10 protein-coding genes are annotated in these 13462 nt (G+C 49.9%); 6 read left to right on the forward strand and 4 right to left on the reverse strand.

Annotated features, from left to right (window positions below):
- Positions 1-108: 108 nt before the first annotated feature.
- Together L4C36_RS15530 and L4C36_RS15535 are read right to left on the reverse strand one after the other, a co-directional pair.
- The gene (locus L4C36_RS15530; protein ID WP_428478715.1) at positions 109-942 is read right to left on the reverse strand and encodes an arylamine N-acetyltransferase family protein; all 834 of its coding nucleotides are present in this window, start codon (positions 940-942) and stop codon (positions 109-111) included.
- A 330-nt stretch (positions 943-1272) separates the two neighbouring features.
- Complete coding sequence (locus L4C36_RS15535) at positions 1273-2361, reverse strand: OmpA family protein (protein WP_428478716.1); 1089 nt, start codon at positions 2359-2361, stop codon at positions 1273-1275.
- Positions 2362-2955: 594 nt separating this feature from the next.
- Here L4C36_RS15535 and L4C36_RS15540 point away from each other — a divergent pair.
- Both L4C36_RS15540 and L4C36_RS15545 read left to right on the forward strand, forming a co-directional pair.
- Positions 2956-3108, forward strand: a complete 153-nt coding sequence (locus L4C36_RS15540; protein ID WP_428478717.1) for a hypothetical protein — start codon at positions 2956-2958, stop codon at positions 3106-3108.
- Between the two features lie 282 nt (positions 3109-3390).
- Positions 3391-3642: a hypothetical protein gene (locus L4C36_RS15545; protein ID WP_428478718.1), complete on the forward strand. Its 252-nt coding sequence runs from the start codon at positions 3391-3393 to the stop codon at positions 3640-3642.
- A gap of 131 nt (positions 3643-3773) precedes the next feature.
- On the opposite strand, the gene pulA is transcribed toward L4C36_RS15545, so the two are convergent.
- Both pulA and L4C36_RS15555 read right to left on the reverse strand, forming a co-directional pair.
- On the reverse strand, positions 3774-7106 hold the full coding sequence (gene pulA, locus L4C36_RS15550) for a pullulanase-type alpha-1,6-glucosidase (RefSeq protein ID WP_428478719.1): 3333 nt from the start codon (positions 7104-7106) through the stop codon (positions 3774-3776).
- Between the two features lie 277 nt (positions 7107-7383).
- Positions 7384-8307, reverse strand: coding sequence for an AraC family transcriptional regulator (locus L4C36_RS15555; RefSeq protein WP_428478720.1), 924 nt, complete (start codon positions 8305-8307; stop codon positions 7384-7386).
- Between the two features lie 168 nt (positions 8308-8475).
- Here L4C36_RS15555 and L4C36_RS15560 point away from each other — a divergent pair, with 168 nt between their 5' ends.
- The 4 genes from L4C36_RS15560 to L4C36_RS15575 all read left to right on the forward strand — a co-directional run bounded on the left by L4C36_RS15560 (position 8476) and on the right by L4C36_RS15575 (position 13443).
- On the forward strand, positions 8476-9690 hold the full coding sequence (locus L4C36_RS15560) for an MFS transporter (RefSeq protein WP_428478721.1): 1215 nt from the start codon (positions 8476-8478) through the stop codon (positions 9688-9690).
- A gap of 109 nt (positions 9691-9799) precedes the next feature.
- Positions 9800-10324, forward strand: coding sequence for a phosphoribosyltransferase (locus L4C36_RS15565; protein WP_428478722.1), 525 nt, complete (start codon positions 9800-9802; stop codon positions 10322-10324).
- Between the two features lie 309 nt (positions 10325-10633).
- Complete coding sequence (locus L4C36_RS15570; RefSeq protein WP_428478723.1) at positions 10634-11233, forward strand: DUF1449 domain-containing protein; 600 nt, start codon at positions 10634-10636, stop codon at positions 11231-11233.
- A gap of 77 nt (positions 11234-11310) precedes the next feature.
- On the forward strand, positions 11311-13443 hold the full coding sequence (locus L4C36_RS15575; protein WP_428478724.1) for a peptidase: 2133 nt from the start codon (positions 11311-11313) through the stop codon (positions 13441-13443).
- The last annotated feature ends 19 nt before the right edge of the window (positions 13444-13462 follow it).

Genomic DNA, 13462 nt, shown 5'->3' on the forward strand with positions numbered 1-13462 from the left:
AACTCCCCTCATCGGTGATACATCAGGGAGACAAGCGGGTCGCGCGCACGGTCAATACCGGCGCGCAGTACATAGTTAGCAGACGCGCACTAGCACGTGAGCAACACGTTACAGCATGGGCGGTGCTAAGGGGCGGAATTGATCACACGTCGCGTCCAATTCAATCCCAAAGTGCGTCTTTAAGGCCGCGATGTAGGCGTCGCCGTCCGGCAATTCGATGATCTCGCTGTGTCCGTTTTCCACGCGCTTGAGGGTATTGTTCAGCAAGGTCACAATGCCGTTCTCGGTCGGCAGTGCACTGATGCGAGACGTCACAAACACCGAACTGGGTGCATTGGCACTGTAAAAGTTGCCATAGGTAATATCGCCACGGCACACCGCTTCCAAATCAAAACTGTATAAGTTCGACCATGTGTACTCATCGGCGGACTCATCGGTAAATTCAGCCGCAACACGCAGTTGTAACATGTAGCCGTACTCAGGCGTCTGAATAAAACGGAAACACTGTGTGTCCGTCATCAAGGGTTGGTCTAGCACCAATGGCAACGGCGCGCGCGGGGTCGCGGAGCCGAAACCTGCATCCACAATCCATGGTTGGTTATCAATCTCCACCAGCGTGATCAAGTGCCCACGTCCCGATGCCGTTCCCGTCAGGTGTACGCGGCCAATCAGCGCACGAGCGGTAAAGCCAACCGTTTTCAGCACCTGTTGCAACAGCCCATTCAATTCAAAGCAGTAGCCGCCGCGCGCGCGATACACCAGTTTCTGCACTATCGCGTCCGGTTCAACCGACACCTCACGATTCAACACGACATCAAAATTCTCAAAGGGCATACAGCGATGCTGCGCCTTATGCAATGCCGTTAAACCGACTAAGGTCAATGCTGGCGGGGTGTGCAACCCGGTTTTCTTTAAATACGCGTGAAGATCATTACTTTGCATTATTTACCTATTCCAATTTCAATTATTGATGGCTTTATTCTTAYCCATTTAAGGTATTTATTATGATGTCTTCTTCATTGATTGCCTGTCAGGCTCCACATATTAACGTGCCAGAAAGCAGGCAAAACGTAAATAGACACCGTTTCTTTTTAATCACGAGGCGCATCCAAGCACATGCCACTCTCTGTAAGACAAACACGCGGGATAGAAAACGGCAATAATAAAAAAGCCCATGAGAAGACTCATGGGCTTTTAGGTATTTATGTTGATACGCTTAGAACACGGTAAAATAATGCTCGGTCACGTTCACGCTGCAGATTACGCGTTTGTTTAATCTTGCGCTTCCGTTGTCGCGTCTGGCGTAGCTTGCTGTGTCGCGTCTTCTGCCTGCTCAGGCACCTGAAGTTGCTCCACCCACTCAGTGGTGATCTCTTCAATGTCCATGGCCGGTGAAATGATTTCTACACGGCGGTTTTGCGCACGGCCTTCTTCCGTTGCGTTGCTCGCAATCGGATCACTTTCACCACGGCCTTCAACCACAATGCGGTTCATGTCGAGGTTCAGTGTTTTACTCAAGGACTCTGCCACAACCTGTGCACGCTTCTCTGACAACGTTTGGTTATACGCTTTCGCACCACGGCTGTCGGCGTGACCCACAACCACGACAACGGCCATGTTGTTCTCTTGCAGACGCTGGGCGATAGGCGCAAGGCTTGCACGCTCTTCTTTGGTCAATGCGGTACCGTCAAATGCAAAAGGCACCAACACTTTCACTTCATCCAGAGTGATAATTTTCACCGTTTCCACTTCAACCATCACTGGCTCTGGCACCACAATCGGCTCTGGCTCAGGAACCGGCTCAGGCTCAATGATCACGATAGGCTCTGGGGCGCCCCAGTGGTATGCGAAAGACAGGCCTGTGAAGTGAATGGTCGCGCCACCCACGTTATCGTAATACTGGTATTCCAAACGGGTTGACCAGTTATTATTGATAAAGTATTCCACACCGGCGCCTAAGGTTGCCGATAAGCCACTGTCATCCCCTTGTAATGGGCCTTTGGCACTCCAGTCGTAAATGTAACTACCGGCCTTCAGGAACAAGTCCACGTCTTCTGCGGCCGCGTAAGAGAACTTACCGACCACATCAAACCCTTGTGCTTGATAACTGCCCGGGAAACCTTTCACATCGGTTTCACCCAAATAGGTATAGCCCGCTTCCAATGCCAACCATGGCGTGGATTGGTAACCCATAAAGAAGCCGCCCGCCGGGTTGCTGCCCTCTGGCTCTAAGCTGCCGCCAAGATCGCTCACATGGCTGATCCCAAGACGGGCACCAGCATACCATGGGTTATCTGTTGTCGCGTGTGCCACACCAGAAACAAGAAGAGCAATGGATACTGCTAACATCTTTACTTTCATTTGATACTCTTTCTTTATAATAAATATCCATATCGCCATATAACGACAGAGATGAATGACTGAATAATAGCGCTGACAAATAAAAGCAATAATATCCTACCCATCATGTATCTGGGACAGCATTTATTTACTCGGAGAAACGGATTAGCATTATTCGTTGTTAATAGAGTATTCCATTTACCTATATTTTTATTTATACAGCCATTGATGCGTCTGATGACATTAACAAAGCTCGATTAAGATAACAGTTTGATGAATTATTTCAAACGATCACGACATGGTAGAATTTGAAGTATGTCGAATATAACAAGACAAAACCAATGCTTTATTGAACTGTTTCTTATTTATCGCTGACGATTCTCGCCGATGTTACATAATGAAAGACGTTCATCTCTCATCGAAAACAGCCCCACTCTCTTTTCGTTCCCCCTACTACACTATCCGCATGCATAGAAAGTATATTTTTTAATTTCTGTGCTAGGCCCCACTTTTTCACACATTCCCCATAGGCATTAACCATTTATTCACATATAGTCGCTGTAAGGAAAGCGGTGACCACCATCAACCGACATGCTCAATCAAAGGAGACAACAAATGGACGTCGTTGTAGAACTGGACAATGGACTTTTCGGTATCGCGGAAGATCTCGACGAATTACCGATGGAAGGCGAAATGATTGATTGCTGGGTGGATGACGGACTCAATGTGGTCTACCAGACTCAAAAAGTGCTGCGTGTATTATCCTGAAAGAACACTCGGGAGGCCTCCTTTTCCACGGCCTCTCTTTACTCCCGATCCCTTTTTCCACTCTTCCTCTTTATAACGTCATTCTTCACATTGCTCTGCCGCCAGCCTTTCGCTTCATTCGATCGAATAGATCACATAACAGGCTGATGCTGTCGACCCATTGTGACAGGGTTCCAATCTTTGTTCGTCACCTGTAAAGTACTCCCATTCCAACCCGCCCGAGAGCTGTCCCTCAAACGGTGGTATATAGGCTATAAATCGTCGTAGAAAAGAGCAAAAAACATGAATAATGAACTGGATATTATCGACAACCTAGAAGAGCTGGCGCGTTTCTTAGATTCCATCGAAAAAGGCGGTCTAGGTTTACAAGATATCGAAGGGATTGGTATGGCAACCAACAATGCTGACGGCCGTCATTTTGTTGCTGCGTTCAACAACAAGCACGAAGTACTGCTGGCACGCTGGGTAACCAAAGACGTGTTTGAGCAAGGGAAAGATTTGGTACGTGGCGTTGCACAACGCAAAATGCACTGATCACTGATCACTGATCACTGAACTCTGATCACCGAGCAGCGAACACCGCGTTGCTGTTCAGCTAAAAAATAAAGCCCTCTGTCGAGGGCTTTATTGTTAATAGATTGAAATACTGAAAGTAAAAGAGACCGTTACTTCGCTGTCACAGGGATCCCCGCAGCACGACCACTGGCGGCACGCGGCAGTTCAAACACCACTGGCGTCCAGGCGGGTACATGCATATTGCCCTCAACAAAGCGCGCATCGGCAGCCAGCGAACTGGTGTGCTGCGCGCTACGCTGTAATGGCGTCGCCCATGGGATAAGCTGTTCCGTATTCGTGGCATTAATCACGATCACCAATCCATCCACTGTCGGATCAATATCCGTCCCGCTGGTGTTACCGTTATCAATCGACATCACAATCAAACCAGGGGTCTGATCTTTACCGGTATTATGGAAATCCACACGCTTGATGACGGCTTCCCCTTTACCCAAGGTAATTAACGGGTAGGTCTGACGTAAACGCGCTAACTCTTGGTAATACGTCACCATGGTTGCCATGTCCGCCTGCGTAGGGATCGCTTTATCGCTCGTATTGGCAATCACGTTTTCAATCAACGCATAGTTTGATCCGTCTTTATCCTGACGTGGTAGGCCTTTATCCCAGTTGTTATCCTGCAAGGTAAAGTCGACCATGTTGTAGCGATCACCCGAATCGTACGAGTCACGCTGCATCGATTTCGAGCGTAGCAACTCTGACCCCATGTGGGTAAACGGCATGCCTTGACCCAACATCGCTGTCGCTAGCGATACCGCTTGCATGCGAACACGGGTTTCCATCGACACGTCATAGCCAATCTTGTATTGGTTGTTATCCCACAAGGTTTGGTTATCGTGCTTAGACACGTAGTTCTGAATTTCGCTCGGATCTTCCGCGTACCCGGCCGCTTGCCCGCTGTAGTTCATCTCCTCCCCTTTGATCGCTTTGCCTGTGGCATCGATCAAGGTAAAGGCTTTCAGGTTACCGGCCATGCCCAAACGGGTCAGATCCGCCAAGTGCAACGCATTGTCGAGTGTAACCGTACTGATTTCATTAGGCATGACATACGCGCCATTACCGAAACCTTGGGTTTCACGCAACGTATTGCCACCATCAAACGGGCTACCGCCACGGACCGCATCACGCAAGCGATCCGAGAAACTGCCGATCCCGGTTCCGCCTAGATGTGGTTGGGTCGCCTGTACAAATAAGGCATCATTTTGTACTTCGCCGAAATTCCAGCCTTCACCGTAGAAATAGGTTTGCGGATCCACTTTCTGTACGGCTTGCAACGAGCGCTGCATTTGTGACAACGGGTGATGCCCCATCAAGTCAAAACGGTACGCATCAATTTTATAATCACGCGACCACACCACTAGCGAGTCTGAAATCAGTTTTTCAAACATGGCGCGCTCTGGGGCGGTGTTTGAACAACAGGTGGAGTTTTCCACGTTACCCGTCATCGGGTTCAAACGCTGATAGTACCAAGGCACCAGTTTATCCAATACCGAGGTACGCGCCTCTGGGCCGGCGGCATTGGTGTGGTTGTACACCACATCCATCACCACGTTCATGCCGATGTCTTGTTTCACTGCCATGACGGCTTCACGCAGCTCTTTGATCCGCTGCGGGCCTTCGGCATTACGTGCATAAGACCCTTCAGGTACCGTGTAATGGAACGGATCGTAGCCCCAGTTAAAGCTGTCACTGCTCGAAACAAAACGGTTTAACGCCTGTACCGCCGGATTGTCCTTTGTGTCACCTTCTGCCACGCGATCAAAGACTTCAGAGATCAGTAACCCTGACTCACAGTATTGACCAAACGGCGATGAGGCGACAGCACCGTTCACCTGACACAACTTACTGAACGGTTCATCGATGTTCGCCACTTCGTCCGGATTTTCATTGATCGAGGCAATATCGAAAATCGGCAGTAAATGCAGGTGCGTCACGCCGTTATCACTCAGTGACTTCAAATGCTGCACCGGCACGGAATCACGCTGAGTAAAGGCCGAGAACTTACCTCGGTCAGCCACTGGCGTGGAGGCATCCAGCGCAGAGAAATCACGCACATGGGCTTCATAAATCACAAATTCCGCCGGATTAGTTTGTGCCACAGGGCGTTTCAAATCATCCCAGCCGTCCGGTTTCAATGCCGGATCATTTAGATCAATCACCTGACTGAACGTGGAGTTCATCGACAAACTCAATGAGTACGGGTCGGTCACTTGGTAATGTTCCACCTTACCTGACACGGGATGGAACACATCCACCAAGTAACGGTAGTAGGTACCACTAGGGGCTTTGTCAGTCAGCAATGACCAGACGCCAGAGGCCTCGTCATACGCCATTTGCAGGCGGCCCAACTCGTTCTTGTCATTATCAAACAGCACCGCGACCACGTTTTGTGCAGAGGGTGCCCACACCGCGAACTGGGTGCCCTTGTCTTCAATCGTCGCCCCAAGCGCGATATCTTTGGCAGCCCCAGCAAACAACTGATCAAACGCCGCGGCGGGTTGCACTTGGGTGCCATTAATCACCGTACCTGCGGCATCCACCGCCAACACGGCCATTTGCGCCTTTACGATGGTGCGCATATCGATGTCGCCATCAATCGCATACGCGGTTTTGCCCGCTAAGTGCGGCTGGGCGATTTTGATGTTGGCTGGCAATGCGATCGGTGTCAGTACCGCATACTCCGCATCATAGTGACCTTGCGCATTCGGCTGTAGTTTCCCGTCCAATGAGACGTATAAACGCACTTCTTCGGCCTGTTCAACCCCATCCCATAACAACAGGTGGCTGCTTACGAGGTGTGCTTCGGCATTGGCAATACCAAACAATTGCACATACGCATCACCGCGTTCGTCGTAGGCTTTTGTGCTGCCCGCTAAATACGACGCGGTGCGATCCGTGATCTCACCAAAGACGAGTTTGGCATCTGCCCCTGATAAGTTGTTCAGCTTGTCATCTCGCAGGATGAAATTCAGGCAGTCGGTATCACCGTCTTTGAGTGGCAAACGCCAATACGGCCCGTGTGCATCCACACCCGCCGGCTTGATACTGACATTATCCCACGGCCCATTTTCTACACCTGCTCGATCACAGGTCTCGTTGTTCCACACATGCAAGCTGTATTGCGCATAATCTGGCGCAGCACCAATACGTTGCTGGAAGCGATTGGTTGCCGTGCCATTTTTAGCCACCATGTAAATCACGGCTTCATTGTCTGCCGCTTTCGCTGGCTCTGGCACTGCGCCACTTTCTGGCAACGCGGCTTGTGGGCCATCCGTAGCCGGTAGCGTAATATCAATGGCGGGTGGATTAGTGGTATCAAAATAGCCATCAGGCGTATGCGTATCGTTACTGTTACAACCCATAATCACAAAAGCAGAACACACTGGTAGCACCGCTTTGGCCACCGCAGAGAGAGTAAAATTCACCGATATATCCCTTTATACGTTTCAATTTATTAGTAGGTTTAGGTGGGGAAGTGGGTGCACCCAACCTCTGTCGGGTTTGGATGTCGTGTCTTATTTATGGCAGGCACCATACTGAAAAAAAGACGCTGCATTCTGTGAAGCAAGTCGCCAATATCGGTCTTTATGAGAGGCAGGATCACGGTGTTTGATGCGATGTCACGCTTTGTACACACCGCCGTTGCCGAGGCTTTATTCACAAAAAGCCACGGTGATCACAAACCAGCCAGAATGATATTCATCACAGTGCAGTACTGGTTTGACGGAAGTCTTTCGGGGTTTGTCCCAAGGCTAAGCGGAATTTTTTCGTAAAATACGCCGGACAGTTAAAGCCAACTTCATAGGCAATATCCGTGATGGGTTTGCGGGTTTCATACAATAAGGTCATCGCTTGTTGTAAGCGGTACTGCAACACATACTGGTTAGGGGAGCATTTCAGCGTCTGGCGAAACAGCCGGTAACACTCACTTTCGCTGATATTTGCCGCTTGGCTGATCGCGGCTATCGACAGGGGCTCGGCATAATGCAGGTGAATGAACTGCAACACCGTATGTACACGCCGTTCGCACACCGACGACACACGCCGCTTGGCCAGCACCGCAGGATCCTGCGTGCAGAAGGTTTGCCAAAAGGCCAATAGATGCTGGGTAACCGCCAACTCATACCCCAGTGCATCCTCGGCCTCACCACCGATACCGGCTTGCTGGCACACGGCAAACATCGCCTGCAGTGCCGTGATCGCCTGCAGTTGCCAGGCCGTTTGCGGCGAAAAAACATAACACTGCAACGCCGTATTCTTGATCACGGGCGCGACATATTGGGTGTAAATCCGACTAAAGACCGCACCGCCAATCAAACGCGGGTCAAACACCACATTCAAAATACGGCAATCCGTATCACCCACACTGGTCAACTTATGCAGTGCACCCGCATTGATGAAAATTACCTGCCCAGGATGCAAAATGTCGGCGCCGCCCAAGCACTCCACTTTCGTCACGCCTTCCACTACCCAGACAATTTCTATCTTATCGTGCCAGTGCCATGGCACTTCACCCGTGACGAATTCAGAAAAACGCTCATCATAAAACGCAAAGGGAAAATCATCGGATCCGTGCGGGGTGAGCTCTCTGCCATCGGGGGCGGTTTGAATATGGTAAACCTGCATGGTGTGCATTCCTTGTTTGCGCCGCGTGGCGGTATACAGCGTAGTTAGGCTGACCCGCTCAGCATCTTGGTAGGATCGTTATAGTTTTGGGCAGTATACGTCTATTTTTACCTATCAAGTGAACGTATTGTTCTGTCCACTTTCTTTTTACTTGCGATAAAACAACCCATGATCCTGCTTCTTGTTATCATTTATCTCGCCTTCATCAGCTTGGGATTGCCCGATGCGGTATTAGGTTCATCCTGGCCAGTGATGCGTCACGACTTAGGGGCCGATCTCGCCTTTGCCGGTGTCATTGCCTTCGTGACCAGTGCCGGTACGGTGATTTCCAGCTTACTCTCCACTCAACTCATCCACCGCTTTGGCCCGGGGAAAGTCGTTGCCATCAGTGTGTTGATGACCGCCCTCGCCTTGCTTGGGTTCACCGTCGCCAGCCATGCGTGGATCATTGTGCTATTGGCGATCCCGCTGGGGTTAGGCGCCGGATCTGTGGATGCCGCATTGAACAATTTCGTTGCACTGCATTACCAGTCCAAACACATGAACTACCTGCATTCGTTCTGGGGTGTCGGTGCCACGGCCGGCCCGCTGATCATGGCGATGTTCCTCAGCCAACAAGGCGGCTGGCGCGACGGGTATGCCACCTTGTCCTACATTCAATTTGCCTTGGTGGCGGGCCTGTTTCTATCTCTGCCACTGTGGCAGCGAGCAACGGGGTCGACACCACACGACGACGAGGCCACGGCATCGCCGGTCACTAACCGCCAAGTGTTATCCATTCGCGGCGTAAAACTGCAACTGCTGATGTTCTGCGCGTACTGTTCGCTGGAAGCCGGCACCGGTTTGTGGGCAGCAAGCTATCTAACCGTTGAAAAAGGCATGGCGCCGACAGATGCCGCGTTCTGGACAGCCATGTATTTCCTTGGGATCACCGGCGGCCGTTTCTTGTGTGGTTTTATTGCCGACCACATTCCTAGCGCCACCTTGATCCGCACCGGCTTACTGACTATTTTGGCCGGCGTCCTCGCGCTCTTGTTACCGCTCCCTGCGGCGTTTACCCCTGTCGGATTAATGTTAGTTGGCTTGGGCTGTGCGCCCATTTATCCCAATACGATCCACCTTACCCCGCAACGTTTTGGCAAAGCGGCATCACAAGCCATTATTGGGCTGTCCATGGCCTGTGCCTATGTGGGCACCACCCTGCTGCCACCGTTGATGGGCACCACCATGACGGCGCTCTCTTTTACTCTGTTCCCAGTGATTTTACTGGCGCTTTGCCTCATCATGCTGGTAACCACAGAACGCCTGAATCGCCGACACAACACCCCGGAAGCGGCTCCTGAAACGGCCACCGCAGCTGAACCTGTTACCGAAAAGGCATAACGCGTCCTTTCCGGCCTGACAATCCTTTTATGCATCCTCCCGTGTATTGCACGGGGGTGATGCGGCTTTTCTCTTCCGTATTCTTCTTTCTCTTTTCACCGAGGTCTTTATGACACCAAACCACGCAGGTGACGTTGTACTCACCACCGCTCAGATCCAACAAGGCGTACAGACCGTCGCCCAGCAATTGAATACCGCTTTTCAAGGGGAAGAAGCCGTGGTGCTCACGGTGGTACCGGGCGGCATTCTGTTCACGGCCGATCTTGTGCGCGCCCTGACATTTCCTGTTTGTATGGATACCCTGTCCTGCCCCCATACGCCAGGTGACCGACATAACACATCAGACATTGTGTATCACCCGCACGTATCGATTACCGACAAACATGTCATTATTATTGATGATGCTATTGAATCTGGCGGGACCATGAAACGACTGGTGGAATACGTGATGACAGGGTTTAACGTGAAGTCATTATCGGTCGCGACCTTATTTGTCAAACCGGGACGGGTGGCGATTCCTGTACCCCAATATTTCGCCTATGAGATGATCAATGACGACCTACTGATGGGCTATGGCTTACCTTGGAAACACTATTCCCGCAACTTATCCTATATTGCAAAAGTAAATAGATAAGACGCACCGTCGTAAATAACACGTCACCTGATAACCCATTACTGATAGTGATGGGTTTAACAATAATATGGCCATAAATAAACACTGGAAATAAATGTCATTATTGATAATAAAGACACTATACAATACGCGCAGTAATACTCGACATATCCCCTCGCGACACGTTTCTTCTCCATTTTAATCAGCAATGCATTACGTCTAAAATTGAGAAGTAGACTCTAAAAAAACAGACAACCCGTTAAAAGTTACCGTTTAGTCAGATAAACTACCGGCTCACACCGCTAATATATGTAATGGAAACATAAGAATATGAGTTCTTTTTTATCCGTTTTACTGTCTTACCCCGTCGCTGTTTTTTTTATTCCATTTTGCGTGTTTGCATTACTGATGATCATTGATTTAATGCTCAATATCTCAGACACCAACAGCAGTGACATGGATGGATCATGGGCGACAACACTTTTTCTCCCCCCTGTCATCGCACAGATCCCGCTCCCTATCACCCTGTGTATCAGTACTTTTTTAGCGACCGTGATGGCGTATTACCTTGAGAGTTTGCTGCTTGGGCAGTTCTCGGGGCTGATGATTGACGGTATCACCGTTATTACACTGGTTGTGGTGCTCTACGTGGCACTGTTTTTATCCGCCCAGCTATTACGCCCCCTTGCTCCCTTGTTATGCAAAGAAAACAGCTTTGCTGTCGTGACCATTGAAGGTAAGCGCGCATTCGTACGCAGTGCCATCGTCAATAGCGAACAAGGCGAAGGCATCATTACCGAGGCCGGTAATGAAATTCAGATCGATATTTACAATAACCTCAATGAAAACATTCAATATGGTGATGAAGTCCTTATTCTCGCGCAGGACGACAACACAAAGCGGTACCTGGTATCAAAAATCACAGAATAACAAAAACCCTTTTTTATTCTTAACGCGCATACATTCAAATCACACAATACATTTCATTTAAACTGAAGGAGTCGGTAATGGAAATGGAAATCACCCCCAGCATTTTCTTTATATTAGTGGGCGTGGGGCTATTCGTCGTCATTTTGCTATTTTTAACCTCTCGTTACCGGAAGGTAAGAAATGAAGGTGAAGCGCTCATTATTAACGGGGTAGATCGCACCCGTGCCTCACTGACCGGCGCATTTGTGTGGCCGATCATTAACCGTGCTGAATACATGGATATTACCCGAAAGAAAATTTCGGTGATCCGTAGCGGCCGTAAAGACCAAGAAGGAGAAGAATACGAAGGCCTGCATTGTAAAGACAACATTCGTGCTGACCTGAAAGTGGACTTCTACATTGGCGTTAACCATGAAGAAGAAGACATTGTTCGTGTCGCCAAGCTGATCACCGCTGATGGTGCATCGAACCTTGAACGCCTGCAAGAGCACTTTCAACCTAAGTTTTCGGAAGCCTTGAAAACCGCCGTTAAGCAATTTGATTTTGAAGAACTGCTCACCAATCGCCGCACCTTCCGTGATGCGGTTGTCAATGTGATCGGCAGCGAGATGGACGGTTTCAAAATCTATGACGTGGTGATCGACAAAGTCGACCAAACCGCGCTGGATGCGCACGATCCAAACAACATTTTGGACGTAGAAGGTATTCGCAAGATCTCCTCTATTACCTCGGTGAAAAACACCGAAACAAACGCCATTCGTCAAGACGAGCGTACGTCTGTCCGTAAAAAAGACGTAGAAGCAGAAGCCAACCGCTTACAACTCGACAAGCAAGAGCAAGAAAGCATTGCCCGTACTCGCCGTGAAGTCGACATTATTCAAGCGCAAGAGCATGCATTGACGGAAGAAAAGCGCCAAGAGTTTGAGCGCGCGGAACGATTAGCGCAGCTAGAAACCGAAGAAGCGGTTTCCAAGCGCAAAGAAAGTGTTGATATGGAAGTCGAAATGACCCGTATCGCGAATCAGCGCCAAGTGGCAATTCAGCAAGAAGAACTCAACCGAGCCGTTGAAACAGAGAAAGTACGTACTGCCTCTGAAGTGGCTCAAAAAGAGATGGAAAAAGAGACCACCGTTGAAGAAGCCATGAAGTCTGTGGCAGAAACGAAATCTCAACGTGTCGAGATCGAACGTAAGATTGCACGCGAAGAAGAAGAAACAGAAAACTTACGTGCGACCGAGCAAGTTAATCGTCTCAAGAAAGTGCGCCTGATTGAAGCCGAAGCGGAAGCCGAAGCCAAGCAAATTGATCTGTTGGTGATTGCGAAAGCAGAGAAAGAAGCCGCGAAAGAGAAAGCGGATCGCCGACTCATTGAAAATGAAACAGAGCTGAAGATCCGCACGCGTGATGCTGAAAATGCACTGGCAGTGAAGACCCGCCAAGCGGAAGCGAATTACGTGGTCAGAGCGAAAGAAGCAGAAGCTGATTTCATCGCGAACGAGAAAGCCGCAGAAGCACAGTACATTAAGCAAGAACGTGAAGCGGCCGCGAAAGAGCGCATGGCACAAGCTGAGAAAGAGCACATCAGTGCCACTGGCATGGCGGAAGTGGGCGTGGAACGTGAACGCGCGATCGCGATTAAAGAAACCGGCGAAGCACACGCTTACACCCTACAGTCAACCGGTGAAGCCGAAGCTGGCGCACTTCGTGCGAAAGGTCTGGCAGAAGCGGAAGCACAAACCGCCCGCTTTGAAGCCGCGAAACAATATGATGATGAGACCCGCGAGCACGACAAGTGGGTTATGCAACTTCAGCAACAAAAAGAGCTGGAAATGGCACGCATCACTGCCCAGCAAGAAATGTCCACCGAAAGCGCGAAAGCCCTGGCGAACGCCCTGTCTAGCGCCGACATTAAACTGTTTGGTGGCGAAGGCATGGAACAATTACGCCGTACCGTCATTGACTCTGCTGCTATGGATAGCCGCTTTAAGGAATCGGAAGTGCTGGCACCGCTGGTGAAAGATTACATCAGTGGCGATCGCAGCCTGCCGCAAGACTTAAAAGATATCTTAGAAAAAACCGATGTGAACAGTGGGGATATCAGCAATATCGCCATCGCCAATATGCTCAATAGCCAAGGGGGCGCGAACGAATTGCTGGCGTCACTCAAAAAAGGCTTATCTGGCAACAACGGCTCCTCCCTTGATAACTGATCAAGGCCGTAAACCATCA

The organism is Photobacterium japonica (assembly GCF_050337005.1).
GTDB lineage: Bacteria > Pseudomonadota > Gammaproteobacteria > Enterobacterales > Vibrionaceae > Photobacterium > Photobacterium japonica.